General features: G+C 63.1%; 10 protein-coding genes and 1 pseudogene. 4 read left to right on the top strand and 7 right to left on the bottom strand.

The genetic code is table 11. The features are described from left to right. Positions 1 to 32 precede the first annotated feature (32 nt). Positions 33 to 1,088: an aldo/keto reductase gene (locus HHL24_RS36040; RefSeq protein WP_169490046.1), complete on the bottom strand. Its 1,056-nt coding sequence runs from the start codon at positions 1,086 to 1,088 to the stop codon at positions 33 to 35. Positions 1,089 to 1,428: 340 nt separating this feature from the next. On the opposite strand from HHL24_RS36040, the gene HHL24_RS36035 reads away from it, so the two are divergent. The 3 genes from HHL24_RS36035 to pdeR all read left to right on the top strand — a co-directional run bounded on the left by HHL24_RS36035 (position 1,429) and on the right by pdeR (position 11,844). Then, complete coding sequence (locus HHL24_RS36035; RefSeq protein WP_169490045.1) at positions 1,429 to 4,761, top strand: autotransporter outer membrane beta-barrel domain-containing protein; 3,333 nt, start codon at positions 1,429 to 1,431, stop codon at positions 4,759 to 4,761. Positions 4,762 to 5,058: 297 nt separating this feature from the next. Next, the gene (locus tag HHL24_RS36030) at positions 5,059 to 9,621 is read left to right on the top strand and encodes a DEAD/DEAH box helicase (protein ID WP_169490044.1); all 4,563 of its coding nucleotides are present in this window, start codon (positions 5,059 to 5,061) and stop codon (positions 9,619 to 9,621) included. A gap of 219 nt (positions 9,622 to 9,840) precedes the next feature. Then, positions 9,841 to 11,844 carry a cyclic di-GMP phosphodiesterase gene (gene pdeR, locus HHL24_RS36025; protein ID WP_169490043.1) on the top strand — a complete coding sequence of 668 codons (2,004 nt, stop codon included), beginning with the start codon at positions 9,841 to 9,843 and terminating at the stop codon, positions 11,842 to 11,844. Positions 11,845 to 11,927: 83 nt separating this feature from the next. Here the strand turns inward: pdeR and HHL24_RS36020 are convergent, their stop codons facing one another. Together HHL24_RS36020 and HHL24_RS36015 are read right to left on the bottom strand one after the other, a co-directional pair. Further along, complete coding sequence (locus HHL24_RS36020; protein ID WP_169490042.1) at positions 11,928 to 12,815, bottom strand: crotonase/enoyl-CoA hydratase family protein; 888 nt, start codon at positions 12,813 to 12,815, stop codon at positions 11,928 to 11,930. A gap of 453 nt (positions 12,816 to 13,268) precedes the next feature. Next, a complete protein-coding gene (locus HHL24_RS36015; protein WP_169490041.1) occupies positions 13,269 to 14,732 on the bottom strand; it encodes a M20 family metallopeptidase in 1,464 nt (487 codons plus the stop codon). Between the two features lie 285 nt (positions 14,733 to 15,017). On the opposite strand from HHL24_RS36015, the gene HHL24_RS36010 reads away from it, so the two are divergent. After that, on the top strand, positions 15,018 to 15,329 hold the full coding sequence (locus HHL24_RS36010) for a superinfection immunity protein (RefSeq protein WP_169490040.1): 312 nt from the start codon (positions 15,018 to 15,020) through the stop codon (positions 15,327 to 15,329). A 13-nt stretch (positions 15,330 to 15,342) separates the two neighbouring features. On the opposite strand, the gene HHL24_RS36005 is transcribed toward HHL24_RS36010, so the two are convergent. From HHL24_RS36005 to HHL24_RS35990, 4 genes and pseudogenes are all read right to left on the bottom strand, one after another. Further along, positions 15,343 to 15,615 (bottom strand): YodC family protein, encoded by a 273-nt coding sequence (locus HHL24_RS36005; RefSeq protein WP_169490039.1) that lies wholly within the window; start codon positions 15,613 to 15,615, stop codon positions 15,343 to 15,345. 485 nt (positions 15,616 to 16,100) lie between these two features. Beyond that, on the bottom strand, positions 16,101 to 17,705 hold the full coding sequence (locus HHL24_RS36000) for an MFS transporter (RefSeq protein WP_169490038.1): 1,605 nt from the start codon (positions 17,703 to 17,705) through the stop codon (positions 16,101 to 16,103). Positions 17,706 to 17,735: 30 nt separating this feature from the next. Beyond that, positions 17,736 to 18,374, bottom strand: a complete 639-nt coding sequence (locus tag HHL24_RS35995; protein ID WP_169490037.1) for a TetR/AcrR family transcriptional regulator — start codon at positions 18,372 to 18,374, stop codon at positions 17,736 to 17,738. Positions 18,375 to 18,507: 133 nt separating this feature from the next. Further along, positions 18,508 to 18,751, bottom strand: a pseudogene (locus tag HHL24_RS35990) (IS6 family transposase); the annotation flags it as partial.

Below are 18,751 nucleotides of genomic sequence, written 5' to 3'. Positions count from 1 at the left end.
GCAACGGGAGCAGCACACGCCGCACCTTGCACCTACCCTTGCGCCGGATGACGCGCCTCTTCAAGCTGTTTGCGGCGCGCCTCGCCCTGGCGTTCCAGCATCCAGCCCGGGTACTCAGCCGGCAGCGTGCTGACCTGATCGAGCTTCGCCAGTTCGTCGGCGGTCAAGGTGACGCCGGTGGCGGCAATGTTGTCGTCGAGTTGCTCGATTTTCTTCGCCCCGACGATCACCGAGGTCACCACGCGTTGATGCAGCAGCCACGCGAGCGCGATCTGCGCCACAGAGGCCTTCTTCGCCTCCGCGATATCACGCATCACGTCGATGCAGTCATAAGCGCGCTCGCGATTGACCGGCGGAAAATCGAACGTCGTGCGACGGCTGCCTGCTTCGCCCTGCTGCTCGCGCCCATATTTGCCGCTTAGCAAGCCGCCCGCGAGCGGACTCCACACCATCAACCCAAGACCTTCGCTGCGCAGCATCGGCACGAGTTCGCGTTCGAGGTCGCGGCCCGCCAGCGTGTAATACGCCTGGAGCGTTTCAAAGCGCGCGAGGCCGAGGCGTTCCGAAATGCCCAGCGCCTTGACGATCTGCCACGCGGCCCAGTTCGACACGCCGACATAGCGCACATGGCCGTGCTGAACCAGCGTATCGAGCGCGCGCACGGTTTCTTCGATCGGCGTGGCCGGATCGAAACCGTGGATCTGATACAGGTCGACGTGATCGAGTTGCAGGCGCTTCAGGCTCGCCTTGACACCGTCGATGATGTGATAGCGCGAGGCTCCGCGTGCGTTCGGGAACGCTGCCATCGGGCCGAATACTTTGGTTGCGACCACAACTTTGTCGCGCGGCACTTTGAGGTTTTTAAGCGCCTGGCCCGTGATCTGTTCGGACACGCCCTCTGCGTAGACGTCGGCCGTGTCGATGAAATTGATGCCCGCGTCGAGCGCCCGGCCGACCAGCCGCTCCGCGTCCCCCTGCTGCAGATCGCCGATCTGCTTCCATATGCCCTCGCCACCGCCGAAGGTCATCGTGCCCAGGCACAGCTCTGAAACAAACACACCGGTACGGCCTAACTGGTTGTATCGCATCGTCGAGACTCCATCACGGATTCGTGGATCGTTGAGCCGTACAGAGTACTGCACCTCGCAAGTTTCGGCAGGACCCGGCGCAGGGCCTGGGCGGCCACTCGGCGAACGTATGTTTCAAACTCCTTACGGTTCGCACAGTAACCGTGACAACAATTCTCCCGCTCAAAAATTGCCTTGGTCCGCTGCAAGCGAGGCGCCGTGCGGGTCTCCGGCAGGCGTCGGCGATCCACAACACATTCGCAAGTTATGCCGGGGGCATTTGGAAAGTTTTAGTAAGGCGTGTATAAGTCGGACCATTCCGCTCGCATGGTGTAGTGCCTTTACCAAAAGGACCGCGCGTATGAAGAAGAAAACGTTTGGAATCGGCCTGGGCAGCGTCGTGTTGCTCTCCAAAGCACTCACCCCTTCCGCGATGGCCGCGTGCAGCAATACCGCACCGCCGACCAATACCACAGTCACCTGCACGGGCAGCGGCCTCGCCGCCGTCGTTGCGCAAACCGGCAGCACAGGTGTGACGATCAATACCGATAGCACCGCCTCGGGCAGTTTCGTGCGCAGCGCCACCCCGGTCGTCTTCAGCGTCGACACCAATAGCACGATCAACAGTAGCGGCAACTTCTCACTGACGGGTGGCGGCGGTACGGGTACCGCGCGTGGCGCCGTCCTGCTCGGCATAGGCAACGGCAATCAGCTCACCAACGCGAGCGGCGCGGCCATTACCACGAGTGGTGCCTACAACGACGGCATGGCCGCCAACGGCAGCGGCAACACCCTGATTAATCGCGGCTCGATCACCACCGGCGGTCCCAACGCTTACGGCATGACGGCCGCGTGGGGACAAACGAACGTCGGCCAGTTGAACAACACGTTGATCAACAGCGGCACGGTGAGGACCTCGGGCAGCAACGCCCGCGCGGCATCGATTCTGGGCGGCGGCGGCACCATCAACAACAGCGGCACGCTGTCCACCTCCGGCGCGGCCAGTCCAACCGCTTATCTGCAAGGCAATAACGACCAGTTGATCAACAGCGGCACGATCAGCGCGAGCGGCAGCGGCTCGGATGCGGTGTTTTCCAACACCGCGGGATCGAGCTTCGTGGCGACGATCCAGAACCTCGCCGGCGGCAGCATCATCAGTCAGAATGGCTCCGGCATCCGCACGCTCAACGGCAGCAGCACCATCATCAATGCGGGACTCGTGCAGAGCGGCATCGGCACGGCCATCACGATGGGCAACGGCAACGATGCGCTGGTTCTGCAAACCGGCTCCGTGATCAACGGCGCGGCCGACGGCGGAGCGGGAACGAATACGGTGACCTTGCAAGGCTCGGGCACGGCGTCGAATGCGTTTACCAACTTTCAGACCCTGCAGATGCAAGGCGCGCTGTGGAACTGGACCGGTAGCGGGACCTTCACGCTTGCGCATGTGCAGACCGGCACGCTCAATCTCACGGGTACGCTCGGCGCGAGCGCGACGGCGCTCGTCGATAGCGGCGCGACCTTGCAGGCGAACGCGCAGAACCTGCCTTCCAATGTCACCGACAATGGACTGGTGCGGTTTGCCCAGGACAACGCGGGCACCTACCCGGGATCGATCAGCGGCACGGGCGCAGTAGATAAAACCGGCGCCGGCGTGTTGACGCTCGCGCCGGCTGTGGCGACCGGCAATACTTACTCGGGGGGCACGACAATCGATCAAGGCACGATCGCCGTCGCCGCGGACAATGCGCTCGGCGCAAACACGGGCAGCCTCACGTTCAACGGCGGCGCGCTGCAACTGACGACGAGCTTCGACCTCGCCAGCACGCGTGCGATCACGCTGGCAGCGGGCGGCGGCACGATCGATACGCAATCGTTCGATACCGCGCTCACCCAGCCAGTGAGCGGGACCGGCGCCCTGTCGAAAGCCGGCAGCGGCAGCTTGCTAATGACGGGCGTGAGCACCTATAGCGGTCCAACCACGGTCGTGGCGGGCACCCTCGCGATCGGCGATGCAGCCCATGCCAACGCTGCGCTTACCGGCGGCGGCGCCACCACGGTGGCCACGGGCGCAACGCTCGGCGGCTATGGCAGCGTGACGGGCGCAGTCACGAACAACGGCACGCTCGCGGTGGCGAATGCATCGGAGTCGTTCGCAAGTGAAGGGAACGGCGCGTTCTCGATCAACGGCTCGCTGGTGAACGCCGGACTCGTGGAGATCGGCGGTCCTGCCGGCGCGGGTGTGGGCAACCGGCTGAACGTGACGGGCAACTATGTCGGACAGAACGGCACCATCGGACTGAACACCGTGGTCGCCGGCGACGGCGCGGCGTCCGATCGCCTCGTGCTGAACGGCGGAACGGCCACCGGCTCAACGCACCTGCAAATCACGAACGTGGGCGGCCAGGGCGCACAAACGGTAGCGGACGGCATTCAACTGATTCAGACAACCAACGGCGCCACCACCGCCTCGAGCGCTTTCACGCTGGCCGCACCGGTGAAGGCCGGCGCGTACTCTTACTATCTCGCCAAAGGCGGTGTGAGCAGCGGCACGACGGACAGTTGGTATCTGCGCAACACGGTCGCGCCGCTGCCGCCAGCGACTACACCAGGCGAGCCGCCGGTCACGACGCCAGGCACGCCTGGCGAGCCACCCGTTGTCGTGCCCGGTGTACCGCTTGCGGCCGAGGGCTCGCCGCCTTTGCCGCCCGCGCCGCCTGCCGGCTCGGCCGCCACGCCGCTGTATCGCGTCGAAGTGCCCGTCTACGCCGCGGCGCCCGGCGTCGCGCGTGATCTCGGCCTCATGCAGATCGATACGTTTCATGACCGGCAAGGCGATCAGGCCTTGTTGAACGACAGCGGCAAACTGCCTGCCGCATGGGGTCGCGTATGGGGCGGCCATAGCGTGCTGAGCCAGGACGGCGCGGCAAGTCCGCAATTCGACGGCTCCGTCTATGGCATTCAGGCCGGGCAGGATCTTTACGCGGATCACAGCGCGAGCGGCCAGCGCAATCACTACGGTTTGTTCGTCGGCTTCGCGCGGGCCACCGGCGACGTCGACGGCTTCGCGCTCGGCATGCCCAATCTCGCCGTGGGCCACCTCGCGATCAATGCGTATAGCCTCGGCGGCTACTGGACACATATCGGTCCAAGCGGCTGGTACACGGATGCCGTGCTGATGGGGAGTTCGTTGACCGTCGATCCGGTCTCGCGCGACGGCATCGACACGACGACGCATGGCAACGCGGTGACCGGTTCGCTCGAAGGCGGCCTGCCGATTCCGCTCGGCGCGGGGCTCACGCTCGAACCGCAAGCGCAACTTGTGTGGCAGCACCTCGCGCTATCCGATTTCTACGATGGCGTGTCGAGCGTCGGCTTCAACAGCGGTAATACTTTCGTCGGTCGAATCGGCGCGCGTCTGCAAGGTCAGTTCGATGCCTTCGCGATCGCCTGGCGGCCTTATCTGCGAGTCAGTTTCTTACGCGAGTTCGGCTCCGACGACGAAGTCACCTTTGGCGGCGGGACCGTGATGACGGGCAACGTCGGGCAAACTGCAGCGCAACTCGGCGCGGGCGTGGTCGGCAAATTCAGCACGTCGGGCAGCGTGTTCGCGACGCTTGGCTGGGTGACAAACCTGGGTGGCGCGCACCAGAGAACAGTGACGGGCGATGCGGGCGTGCGCTGGGTCTGGTAGTTTTGCGCGGCACTGTGCGTTGGGTGCGTTGGGTGCGTTGGGTGCGTTGGGTGCGTTGGGTGCGTTGGGTGCGTTGGGTGCGTTGGGTGCGGTCCGGTGCGGGCGGGGCGGGGCGGGGTGCGGTGCGGTGCGGTGCGGTCCAGACTACAACAGGTAGCCGCCACGTTCCGCGCGAGCTTTGCCGCCCGATCGTCGGCAAAACCGGTAAAAACCTGCCAGACTGATCGCTGCTCTTCATAACAGGTCGGCGCTTGCCGCCCTCTGGATATGGCACGTCGCGTCCCCATCTATGCCAGCATGACTTCGGCCTCGAACTCCGCAACCGCCTTAAGCGCGCCCTCTGATTCTTCGGGCTTCGATCCGGTATTGCCGACGGCTTCGGATGCCCCTTCGGGTCACGCTTCGAACCCCACTTCTGTCCCTGCTGCGGCCCCTGCTTCCGCCCCTTTAACGGCCAGCGCGCTGGATGACTTCCATCCCGCGGTCGCCGGCTGGTTCCTGAAGACCTTCCCGGCCCCCACCGACGCCCAGGCTGCCGCCTGGCCGCAGATTCGCAGTGGGCGCTCGACCCTGGTCGCCGCACCCACCGGTTCGGGCAAAACCCTCACTGCCTTCCTGTCCGCGCTGGACGAACTCGTCCAGCAAGGCCTCGCCAACGGCGGCGCCCTGCCCGACGAAACCCTGGTGGTCTACGTCTCGCCGCTGAAAGCCCTCTCCAACGACATCCGCATCAATCTGCAAGTGCCGTTGCAGGGCATCGCCGCGGAACTCGACGCGCGCGGCCTGCCGCCGCTCGACATCCGCACCGCCGTGCGCACCGGCGACACCACGCAACAGGAGCGCAACGCGCTGAAAAAGCGCGCGCCGCATATTCTCGTCACCACGCCGGAATCGCTGTATGTCCTGCTCGGCTCGGATTCCGGCCGCCGCATGCTGTCGACGGTGCGCACGGTGATCGTCGACGAAATTCATGCGCTCGCCGGCAGCAAGCGCGGCAGTCATCTGGCGCTCAGCCTCGAACGGCTCGACGCGCTGTGTCAGCGGCGCTTGCCGCGGATCGGCCTATCCGCGACGCAAAAGCCGGTCAGCGCGGTCGCGCGCTTTCTGGTGGGCGGCGCGAGCATCGAAAGCGGCGTTCCCGCAGACTGCGCCGTTGTCGACGTGGGGCACATCCGCGAACGCGATCTCGCCCTGGAGGTTCCGCCCGTGCCGCTCGAAGCGGTGATGCCCAACGAAGTGTGGGAGCGTGTCTACGACCGCCTCGCCGAACTGGTGGCGATGCATCGCACCACGCTGATTTTCGTCAACACGCGCCGCATGGCCGAACGCGCCGCGCGCCATCTGACCGAGCGGCTCGGCAAGGACGTGGTCGCCGCGCATCACGGCAGTCTCGCCAAAGAACATCGTTTCGATGCAGAACAGCGCCTGAAACGCGGCGAGTTGCGTGTGCTGATCGCCACCGCCTCGCTGGAACTGGGCATCGATATCGGCGACGTCGATCTGGTCTGCCAGATGGGTTCGCCGCGCGCGATCGCGCCATTCCTGCAACGCGTGGGGCGCTCGGGCCACCATATCGGCGGGATGCCGAAAGGCCGGCTTTTCCCGGCCTCGCGCGACGATCTGATCGAATGCGCGGCGTTGCTCGACTGTGTGCGACGTGGCGAACTCGATGCGTTACGGATTCCGCGCGCGCCGCTCGATGTGCTGGCACAACAGATCGTGGCCGAAGTATCGAGCGCCGAATGGAGCGAAGACGCACTGTTCGAGATGATGCGGCGCGCGGCTCCCTACGCCGGCCTGGAGCGCGCGCAATACGACGCCGTGCTGCACATGCTGGCCGTTGGCTATACGAGCCGCAACGGCCCGCGCGGCGCCTATATTCATCGCGACGTCGTGAGCGGCACCTTGCGCGGCCGGCGCGGCGGCAAACTGGTCGCCGTGACTTCAGGCGGCACGATTCCGGAGAACGCCGACTATGCGGTGGTGCTCGAACCGCAGGCGATCAATATCGGCACCGTCAACGAAGATTTCGCCGTCGAGAGTCTTGCCGGCGATGTGTTTCAGCTCGGCAATGCGTCGTACCGGATTCTGCGGATCGAGAGCGGCCGCGTGAGAGTCGAGGACGCGCAGGGGCAGCCGCCGAATATTCCGTTCTGGCTGGGGGAAGCGCCGGGGCGCAGCGATGAACTGTCGTTCGGCGTCGCGCGCTTGCGTGAGCAGATTGGGCGCTTGCTCGATGGGGAGGAGGCCGATGGGGTGGAGTCGATCGATGCGGCGCGTTCGACTGAAACCGGAACCGGCACCGAAGTCATGACTGCGCGCCTCCAACGCGCAATCGACTGGCTGATCGACACCCTCAATCTCGACGAAGCCGCCGCCCGCCAGATCGTCGACTATCTCGCCCGTGCGCGCGCTGCGCTCAGCGTGCTGCCGTCGCAAAACACGCTCGTGATGGAGCGCTTCTTCGACGAATCCGGCGGCACGCAACTCGTGATCCATGCGCCGTTCGGCAGCCGCGTGAACCGCGCGTGGGGTCTCGCGTTGCGCAAGCGTTTTTGCCGGACCTTCAACTTCGAACTGCAGGCCGCCGCCACCGAAGACGCGATCGTTCTCTCGCTGACCGGCAGCCATTCGTTCGTACTCGACGAAGTGTGGCGCTACCTGCATTCAAATAGCGCCGAGCATCTGCTGATCCAGGCGCTGCTCGATGCACCGCTCTTCGGCGTGCGCTGGCGCTGGAACGCGACCACGTCGCTTGGCCTGCCGCGCTATACCGGCGGGCGCAAGACCCCGCCGCAACTGCAGCGCATGCGTAGCGAAGATTTGCTGGCTAGCGTGTTTCCCGAACAGGCCGCGTGCCTGGAGAACGTCGTCGGCGAACGCGAACTGCCGAATCATCCGTTAGTGAGCCAAACCGTTGACGACTGTCTACACGACGCGATGGACAGCGAAAACTGGCTTGCTTTGCTGCGTCGTATCGAACAGGGCGACGTCCAACTGATAGCCCGCGATTTGCCGGCGCCCTCGCCGCTTGCCGCCGAAATCCTCAACGCAAAGCCGTACGCCTATCTCGACGATGCACCGATCGAAGAACGCCGCACGCAAGCCGTGCTGAACCGCCGCTGGACCGATCCGTCTAGCGCCGACGACCTCGGCGCGCTCGACGCCGACGCGATCGATAGCGTGCGCGATGAAGCGTGGCCGCAGGTGCGCACCGCCGACGAGATGCACGAAGCGCTAACGGGCCTCGCCTGCATCACCGAGGCCGAAGCGCGCAACAATGAAGGCTGGCCCGCATGGCTCGCGTCGCTTGCTGAATCCGGCCGCGCAACCCGCGTGCAGATCGCTGCCGACGACGCGTTGTGGTTGCCCGCCGAGCGTCTGACCTGTTTCCAGGCGCTCTACCCTGACGCCCCGTTTGCACCGCCACTCACCGCACCGAAGGGCTACACCGACACCTGGAGCGCCGACGACGCATTGCTCGACGTGCTGCGCGCCCGGCTGACCGGCTTCGGCCCGCTTGCAGTGCGCGCGATTGGAGAGGCGCTGAGCTTGCCCGCGGCATCGGTCGAACAAACGCTGGCGCGTCTCGAAGCGGAAGGCTACGTGATGCGCGGCCGCTTCTCGCCGGGCGCAACCGAAGAAGAATGGTGTGAGCGTCATTTGCTTGCACGGATTCACCGTTACACGGTGAAACGCTTGCGACGCGAGATCGAGCCGGTGGAACGGCACGACTTCATGCGCTTTCTATTCGAGTGGCAGCATTTGACGCCGGACACGCGCAGCGAGGGACGCGACGCGCTGGGCGCGGTACTCGAGCAGATGGAGGGGTTTCAGGCCGCGGCGGCCGCATGGGAAGAAGACATTCTGCCGGCACGCGTCAAGGCGTACGCAAACATTTCGCTGGACGAACTATGCCGCGCCGGCAAGATCGTCTGGACCCGTCTGACCGAGCGGGCACGCAGTGCTGCGGGACCGGTGCGCAGCACGCCGATCGTACTTTTGCCGCGCGCCCAGGTGCGCGTATGGAGCGCGCTGATCGACTCGTCGAAACAACCGGAGCTATCCGCTCGCGCGCAGAGCGTCCATGACACGCTATCGCAACACGGCGCGATGTTCTTCGACGAATTGCTGACCGAAGTCAGCGGCTTGCGTATGGAGCTTGAGAACGCGCTGGGCGAGCTCGTTGCGGCGGGCCTCGTGAATTCCGACAGTTTCGCCGGCTTGCGCGCGTTGTTGAAACCCGTCGCCAAACGCAGCGCTTATTCGAGCAGCCGGCGTGTCAGGTCGAGTGCATTGATTGGAGGAATGGACGACGCGGGGCGCTGGGCACTGGTGAGCCGGCGGCCCGTTGTTGCTGCAGTGGAAACCTCGCCAGCGCGTCGTCAGCAGTTCGCCCCCGACGTACTCGAACATGTCGCGATGACTTTGCTACGCCGTTATGGCGTAGTGGTCTGGCGTTTGCTCGAACGCGAGGCCGAATGGTTGCCGCCGTGGCGGGATCTGTTACGCGTGTTTCAGCGGCTCGAAGCGCGTGGCGTCGTTCGCGGCGGGCGGTTCGTGAATGGCCTCGCCGGCGAACAATTTGCTCTACCGGAAGCCATTCCGTTATTGCGGGAGGTTCGGCGGCATGCGAACGATGGTGCTTTTGTGTGCGTCGCCGGAACGGATCCTTTGAATCTCGCCGGCACTTTACCGGTCGGCGAACGGGTGCCGGCTGTAGCGGGAAATCGGGTTTTGTATCGGGATGGTGTTGTTGTCGCGACACTTGTTGCAGGAGCTTTCTGGTTTGCTGCCTCGGTGGAAGCGATTCCCGTGGAACGGGAGCGTGCACGGAGCGTGTTAGCCCGGCGGTTTTAAGACGGTTTTGAGGCCATTTTGATGTGTTTTCGAGGCTTCGCGTCAGCGCGCGCCCGAAACAGGAGCCTAAAGCCAAAGACCTTTCGAACCGTTAATGTTTATAGGCCCGAACGCCAGCCGCTTCGCTACAATGAGGCCAGTCTTTAAGTATGATGAAGACTGTTTGCCGCCATCCCGCCTTCACGGTGGGCCCATCGGCACACACCGCCCGGGGATCTCATGAACGACGACCAACACGATCAGGTGCTTTTTGCCCAGTTCGGCACAAGCAGCCCTTGCTGGCGTCTGTCGAATGACAGCAACGCATTGGAACTCACGCCCGTCACCGGCGACGTGCCGGCCAATGTCGCCATTCCGCTGAATCCCCAACAGGCCTCGCAAATCCGTTGCCTCACCGGCATCACCTCGCACCTTATCCTCGACGTGCGGCTGTTTGGTGAACCGCTGCGCCTGCACCTCGTCGGAAAAAAACTCGCCAGCAATACGTGGGCAGGCACCGCCTCAGCCTACGACGACACGGAATCCGTTGCGCGCGATCTGGTCCACGGTCTCTCTTTCGCCGAACAGGTCGTTTCCGAAGTCAATTCGGTCGTGGTCATCGTCGACAGGCACGGTCGTATACAGCGCTTCAACCGCCTCGCCGAGGAACTCACCGGCGTCAAGGAAGAAGACATCGTCGGCCGCAATGTGTGGGCGCTGTTCATGACCACCGAATCCGGCGCGGCGTCGAGCCAGAACATCACGGGGTTCTTCAATCGCGGCGTCTCGTACGAAGTCGAGCGGCGCGTGAAAACCCTCCGCGGCGAACGGCTCTTCCTGTTTCGCAACAAGTTCGTTCAAAGCGGCAGCGGCGTCGAAGAGCAGTTTCTGATCTGTTCGGGCACCGACATCACTGAAGAACGGCTCGCGCAGGAACGGCTCACCGAGCTGGCGAACACCGATTCGCTCACCGGGCTCGCCAATCGCAACGCGATCCAGGACAAGATCCGTGCCGCGATCGAAGAAGCGGCCCCAGGCGAATCGGTCGGCGTGCTGTTCCTCGATCTCGACAACTTCAAGAAGGTCAACGACCACTACGGCCACGTCTTCGGCGACCGCTTAATCCGCGATGTGTCGGCGGCCATCAGCACTTGCCTGAACGAAGGCGACGTGCTCGCGCGCCTCGGCGGCGACGAGTTCATCGTGCTCGCCGCCAAAGGCACCGCTCACGATCTCGAAGCCACCGCGCAGCGCATTCTCGAACGCCTGCGCACGCCGTTCAGCCTGGGGCTCGTCGAGGTCTACACCGGCTGCTCGATCGGCATCGCGCTGTATCCGGAACACGGCAACAACCTGGAATCGTTGATCCGTTCCGCGGACACAGCGATGTACGTGGCCAAAGATGAAGGCAAGCGCACCTATCGCGTGTTCTCGCCGGACATGAACCGCAAGGTCGCCGAGTACATGTGGCTCGACACCAACCTGCGGCGCGGTCTCGAAGAGGGTCAGCTGACGCTGCACTATCAACCCAAGCTCGTGCTCGCCACCGGCGTGGTGCAGGGCGTGGAGGCGCTGGTACGCTGGAACTCGCCGGAACGCGGGCAGATCATGCCGACGGAGTTCATTCGTTATGCGGAAGAATCCGGGCTAATCGGCGTGCTCGGCCGCTGGGTAATGGAAACGGCCGCCAGGCAGGCCGCCAAATGGAAGGCGGACGGCTACAACCTGCGTGTCGCGATCAACGTGTCGGCACGGCAACTGGTCGATACCGCCGTGGTGCGGCATTTCAGCGAAGCGCTGCAGCGCGCGAATCTCGATCCCTGTCTGATCGACCTGGAACTCACCGAGAGCTGCCTGATCGAGGATGAAGCGGCGGCGATCGATCTGATCACGCAGTTCCGCCAGCTCGGCGCACAGGTTCATCTGGACGACTTCGGCACCGGCTACTCGTCGCTCTCGCAGTTGGGCCGCATTCCGCTCGACGTCATCAAACTCGACCGCAGTTTTGTCCGTTCGATCAATGCCGACACCAAAGCGCAAGCACTGGTGCGCTCGATGGTAGTAGTCGCGCAGGAACTGAATTTCAAGGTGGTCGCCGAAGGCATCGAAACCGAATCGGAAGAGATGTTCATGAGGGGGCTGGGCGTCGATTACGTGCAGGGCTTCCTGTACGGTCAGGCCATGCCGGCCGCGGAATTCGAACGCTGGTTGCAGGATAGGCAGAAGCTCAGGCTGATTGCCTGAGCTTCCGCGCGCCCCGAAGGAGGTCCCTTGCGGGATTTGGGGGATGCCCACTGCGGCTCGATGTCGTCGAAACCCAGATCGATTCAGGCGAAATTAGCCGCGCTGGAGGCTGTCTGGCGCAGGTTCGAAGTACGTCGGTTTTGCAGCATCACCAACCGCTCCATGAAGGCGAGGTCCTTCTCCTCGATCATGAAGGCTGCGTCCACCCAGTCCTCGGTAATTTCCATTAGCTCGGCGCGCGAGAGTTGCATCACACGCTGGCGCGCTCGCAGCATCGCGCGGATTCCGTTCATCTTCGGCCTGAGCGTGTCGATAAAGGTGCGCGTCGCCATATAGGCGTCACCAGGCTCGAACAGCTGGTCGACCAGCCCCTTGCCGAAGTGCCACTCAGCCGTATGCGAATCGCCCACGCCGATCAACTCCTCGGCCAGACGCATGCCCGCCCTGCGCGCGACCAGCGAATAACCGCCCATGCCCGGGAACAGGTTGAACGCAATTTCCGGAAAGCCCATGCGCGCATCGTTCTGCGCCAGCAGGAAATGGTGCGCCAGTGCCGCCTCGAAGCCCCCGCCGAGCGCCGTGCCCTCCACCATCGCGATCGAAATCGCCCCCGTATCGAAGCCGCGCGACGCTGCATGCACACAATCGACGCAGGCTCGCGCGTACGCCATCAGCACTTGACGCTTGCCGGAGCGAATCGTGTCGGCAAAGAAATCGAGATCGCCCCCGACGTTGAACATGGTCGGGATCAACGAGCCTGTCACCCAGAAGTCGATCGGCAAGCCGGACTCTCGTGCTGCCTGTGCGAGACCCAGAATGTCGTGCACCAGATCGAGATTGAAACAGGGACGCGGTTGCGCCCGCAACATCATCCACATGATGTTGCGGCCTTCTTCGTAGTAAGCGGAGACTTGCGACAAATTGCCGGCCTCGAGGAACGGACGGCAGGCGTGGTGGTTATGCAGATTCATTTTGATCGGTCCTTTTAAGGTTAAACACTGGTATTGCAATGCGAGCCTAAAGCAGACCGGAATCGGATGGGAGCGGGGTAACCAACAGATGAATGCAACAGATGTGTGAAGCCCCGCCAGACGGCGCACTGCGGGAAGATCAACCGCGAGGTAAAAGATGCCGGAGACGCAAACGATTGCGCACCGAAGATGGGCGGTATTTACCCGAAAGTGAGCACCGGAGCGCAATACATTAGCGAGGGAACGAAGCTTGAATTTCTTACCGGATTTGAAAGAAAAAGAAATAGTCTCGATTAGGTAACGCAATCGAAAATATAGCTTGTAGATGTATGTTTTCTTATTCGTGGGCTAACAGACGGGATATTCAATTTACATATTCGAACGCGGGCGCCCCGGAGCGCCCGCTGATTCACCCGCAACGTTATTGCAGGAAACATCGAGGCAAAACGCCCATCAAGGCGCTGCCGCGATCACCTGAGCAACGGCCGCCGTCAGCTTCTTGCCGTACGGCACGTGCAGGAACTCGTTCGGTCCGTGCGCGTTCGACTTCGGCCCGAGCACGCCGCACACCATGAACTGCGACTTCGGGAAACCCGACTTCAATACGTTCATCAACGGGATCGTGCCGCCCTGCCCCATGTAGGCAACGTCCGCGCCGTAGTGTGTGCGCGACGCGTCGTTAAGCGCGGTGGCGAGCCACGGGGCGAGATCGGGCGCGCTCCAGCCGCTCGCCGCGCCCGCGTCCGGCTTGAAAGTGACCTTGGCGTTGTACGGCGGGTCGAATTCGAGCAGCGCCTTCAGTTCCGCGACGGCCTTTTCCGCTTCGATCAGCGGCGGCAAGCGCAGCGATAGCTTGAACGCCGTGCGCGGACGCAGCACGTTGCCGGAGTCAGCGAGCGCGGGCAAGCCGGCCGCGCCGGTCACCGACAGCGACGGACGCCACGTCGAGTTGAGCAACGCTTCTTGCGGATCAGTGGTGGTGGGCAGCACCTGGCGGCCATCCTGCCCGCAGGCCCACGGCAGCTTCTTCCAGACATCGTCGCCGAGAATCTGGGCCGTCGCTTCCGCTTCGCGCAGCCGGTCTGCCGGGATCGGGGCGTGAAAACCCTTCGGCAACAACGTGCCGTTGGCGGAGTCTTCGAGACGGTCGAACAGTTGCCGCATGATGCGGAAGCTCGACGGCGCGATGCCGCCGTAACCGCCCGAGTGAATACCTTCGTCGAGCACCTGGACTTCAAGGTCGCCGGCGACCAGCCCGCGCAACGACGTAGTGAGCCACAGTTGATCGTAGTTGCCCGCACCCGAGTCGAGACACACGACGAGACCGACTTTACCGAGCCGTTCGCGCAATGCGTCGACGTACGGCAGCAGATCGTAGCTGCCCGATTCCTCGCAGGTTTCAATCAGGCCGACACAGCGCGGCCGCTCGATGCCTTGCGCGTCCAGCGCGGCCAGTGCCGTGAGGCTCGCGTAGATCGCGTAACCGTCGTCGGCGCCGCCGCGGCCGTATAGCTTGTCGTTTTCGAGCTTCGGCGTCCAGGGGCCGAGGTCGTTGCGCCAGCCGTCGAATTCAGGCTGCTTGTCGAGGTGGCCGTACAGCACGATGGTTTCTTCGCTGCCCGATCGGGTCGCGGCCGTTTCGAAGAAAATCACCGGCGTGCGGCCCGGCAAGCGGATCACTTCAAGTTTCAGACCGCGCACGGGTTGCTGCTCGGCCCATTGCGCCGCGTCGGTGATCACGCGCTCGAGATAGCCATGCTTAACCCACTCGGGATCGAATGCCGGACTCTTGGCCGGCACCGCGATGTAGTCCGTGAGCGCAGGCACGATCTCGTCGTTCCATTTGCGGTCTACGAATTCGCGTAGCGTGTCCTGGTTGATGCGCTGAGTTTGCTGTGTCGTATCGTCGGAGATCATGGTGGCGGTCCGTGGCGGTTCTGTTCAGTCGAAACGTCCATGATAGTCCTGATGCGCGATGCGCTGAACCCCTCGCCGTGCATCACACCAGCTGAACGCCGATGAGGGCAGCGTGGCGAGGGGCACAAACAGTGTGACAGCGGGGGTTCACCGCACAGATTCACAGCGGAGGTTCAAAGCGGGAGTTCACAGCGCAGGCGCACAGCGGCCGTTCACAGCGACGCTGCGCAAAGCAGACAATCGCGCGACAATTGCGGCATACATCGCGTGTTGGGGAGCCAGTCTATGGGTGGCAACGTCGTGGTTCAGGCTATCGCCGCGGTGCTCGCGCTTGGGCTGTATTTTCTGCCGAGCATTCTCGCGGACCGGCGCAAGCGTCATGACGTGCTGACGCTGGCGCTCTTCAATGCGTGCCTCGGCTGGACCGGCTTTGGCTGGCTGCTCGCACTCTACTGGTCATTGCAGCCGAACCCGCCGAAGAACGTGGCAGGTGAAATCGTAGAGACGCGGAAGATCGTGCGGATGCGGGCGTTTTCTTCGGCGCTTCTGATGCGCGTGCAAAAACGTGCCACGGCGCGCGAGCGCGGGGAGAAATAACGGGAAGAAATAGTCAGGCCGCCCGGCCCATTCTGCCCCACGTCACGGAGCCAGCAGGAATCGAGCGTGGCTCGGCCCGCACGCTCTCGTGCGCGAACATCTCGCGGCGCAGTTCGCCATGTTCGTCGAACCACTCGCAAATCAGCCAGTCGCCAGGGTTGAGCGCCACCGGTCCTGCATATGTCACGGTCATGCGCGAGCCACCTTCCTTCAGCGTGACAACATCGCCGACATTGAAGCGTGCGGCTTGCGGTGTTTCGAATACGTCAATGGTAGCGGTCAGCATATTCAATCCCCTACGGAACCCGTTGAGTGGAATTAAGTCATCGCATCGTGCTTTGCAACATTGAACCCTGCCGAAGGAAAACTCTAAAAAGTCGGCCAAGATTAACAATCGAAATTAACCACGGCAAGTGCTTTTTATTGATACCGTTTTCATTGGTGCTGGATTAGGTTTTGCAACCCGGCGGGCCCTGCGCAAAGCCGGGAAAACCCTGCAAAACAGCGCCAAGCCGCCGTCTGTGCGGCACCGCACGATCGCAAAACTTACGGCAGCAAGCCCGATCCGCAAGTAGAAAATGCGGTCTGGATTTGTCATATCTAAACCACTGCCGAGAAACCCCATTCGGGTTTATTCCGATCACCGATAGATGGAATTACCTGTGAACGGATAACTCACCGGCAAACATAACCACTCCAAAACGGGTTTTGTTTAAAGTGCATAATAGTTTTCAGCGGTCGCCGTTGAGAACGATTTCCCAACCGCCGTTTTTAAACCGGCTGTGCAGCCCGGCGCAATGCCTGTTGTTGATGCCGCACCAGCAGTACGCTCAAACCGATACACACGAACATCAGGCACGCGTTGATTGCGAGGCTGAACTGGAACGCTTGCGCATACGCACCCGGCGTCTCGCGGCCGCCGATCACACCGAAAAACGCGCCGCTGATGGCCGCCGTGCCGAACGCCGAGCCGATCTGCAAAGTCGACGACACCACACCCGAGGCGAGCCCCGCCTTCTCCGGGGCGACTTCCAGCAGCACGATACGCATGATCGACGGCAGCAGCAGGCCGTGACCGACGCCTGCGCACACCAGTCCGCAATAGGACAGCAGGTCCGGGGTGGCAGCATGGGTCGCGGACCAGCCGGTGACCGTGAAGCCGACGGTCATCATCGAGAAACCCAGCGCCAGCACGTGAGCGCCGATGCGTTTAACCACCGCGGGCGACGCCAGCGGCCCGACCACGAAGCCGATCGCGAACGGCATGATGGCCATGCCCGAGGCGAGCGGTGACCAGTGCAGACCGGTTTGCAGGAAGATCCCGTAGGTCAGGAAAAACGCGCTGTTGCAGTAGAACAGGAACGCGAGCACGAGACCCAGTGCGAAGGCCGGGTTCCGGAACAATTGCAGATCCACCAGGGGATGACCGCCGCCGCGTTCGACGCGCCGCTCCGTCGCCACGAATAGCGCAAACGCGGGCACGGCAAGTGCGAACATCACGAAGGTCCATACAGGCCAGCCGGCTTCACGGCCATGCGTCATCGGATAGATGACCAGCAGCAGCACCGCCGAAAGCAGCGCAACGCCCTTCAGGTCGATGCCGGTGCTAGTGGCCGGCTGATTTTCCGGCACGAACTTCCACGTGCCGATGAAGGCCACGATGCCGATCGGAATATTGATGAGAAAGATGATGCGCCAGTCGAGCCCGAAAGGATGATAGGTAATCAGCGCGCCGCCGCCCAACTGCCCGACGATCGACGAAAGCCCGAATACGAATCCGTAGAGGCTCATCACCTTGGTCTGCCGATGTAGCGGCACGACCGCGCGGATGGTCGCGAGCACCTGCGGCGCCATGACCGCGGCCGCGATGCCCTGCACGATCCGCGAGATCACCAGCATGTGGCCGCTGGCGGCGAAGCCGCACAGCGCGGAGGCGACCACGAACGCCGCCATCCCCGTCATGAACATGCGACGCCGACCGAACAGGTCGCCGAGCCGTCCGCCCGTGATCAGCAGCACGGCGTAAGCGGATGCGTAGGCGGACACCACGAGTTGCAGTTGCGCGTTAGTGGCGTTCAAGCCGGTGTGAATCGACGGCAGCGCGAGGTTGACAATGAAATAGTCGAGCGGCGCGAGGAAGGCGCCGACGAACAGCACGGCGAGCGCGAGCCCCTGACGCTGGAAGCCGGACGCGACCTTCCCGGCGGCGGCCGCCGCGCTGGCGGTCACTGCATTGGCGGCCACCGCCCCCACGCCCGGGCAGACGACAGCAACTCCACCTGCCGCAGGTCCGCCTGCCGCAGGTCCACCTGCCGCAGGTCCGCCTGGCGCTCCAACGAATGCCGCCGGAGCGGGCTTGATGGCGTCTCTATTCATGACTGTTCGTTCAAGAATTAGGTAAAAAAATTAGACGAGCGCACGCATGGCGACGTCCACGATTCCAATCAGCGCATCTTCCGTGTGAGCGACTCGCCCCAACACACGCAGTCCTTGCATCACGCACAGCAGGAAATCGCCAACGGCTTTTTCGTCGAGTGTGGAATTGAAGGCGCCGCTCGCCTGGCCACGAATCACCGACGCCGCCAGCAACGTCGCCATGCGGCGTTGAATTGCCGCGACGCGGGTGCGCAGTTCCTCGTCGCCGGGTTGCATCTCCAGCGTGGTGTTGGTGATGAAGCAGCTGCGCTCGCCGGTCAGCGCGCAAGCGACTCGGGCGTAATGCAGCAAAGCGTTGCGCAGCGCCTCTTCTGCCGGAACCGGCGCGTTCAGCCGGTCGGCTAGCCGCGCGACCGAACCTTCCGCGTAATGATCGAGCGCGGCGAGCATGATCCCGTGCTTGTCACCGAATACGCCGTATAGGCTGCCGCGCAACAGGCCGGTGGCCTTGCAGAGGTCGTCGATCGAGGTGGCGTGGTAGCCGTGATTCCAGAAAACCTGGCTCGCGCTCGTTAACACAGTGTCCGTATCGAACTCGCGCGGCCGCCCTCGGGAGCAGACCTCGCCAGCTTTTTTCGCGGATTGCTTCGAATTGCCTGATTGCTTCATGTGACGGATATTATGACTAACCGTTCAACAAAGCAAGGCGAGATTGGGAATGGACGTCGACGGCGGGTGTCCCTGCACGGCTTTGTCACGTTGACTGGGCCATGACGCAAACAGATGGGGGATGCGTGTTTGCTCAGACGGTTGACGGATTCTGGGTGAGCTCGGTCAAACGATGCCACGAGTCGAAGCGCTGAGTGATCTGTTTGCGGTAAAGAGAAGCGCGCAGCAAATGCCGCTTGAGCGCGAAGTGCTGCCGGATCGGTCCGAAACTCGAGAGAAACGCCTGGGTACGCTTTGGGTCGCGAAACCCGCGCAAGCGCCGCTCGCGTTCGCGCGTAGGTTGATGGCTATTCTCGGCCCGATTGTTCACGCGGGCG

The organism is Paraburkholderia polaris (genome assembly GCF_012927345.1).
In the GTDB taxonomy this organism is placed as follows: domain Bacteria; phylum Pseudomonadota; class Gammaproteobacteria; order Burkholderiales; family Burkholderiaceae; genus Paraburkholderia; species Paraburkholderia polaris.
The sequence above is the reverse complement of the archived record's forward strand: the minus strand, read 5'-3'. Positions and strand labels throughout refer to the sequence as shown.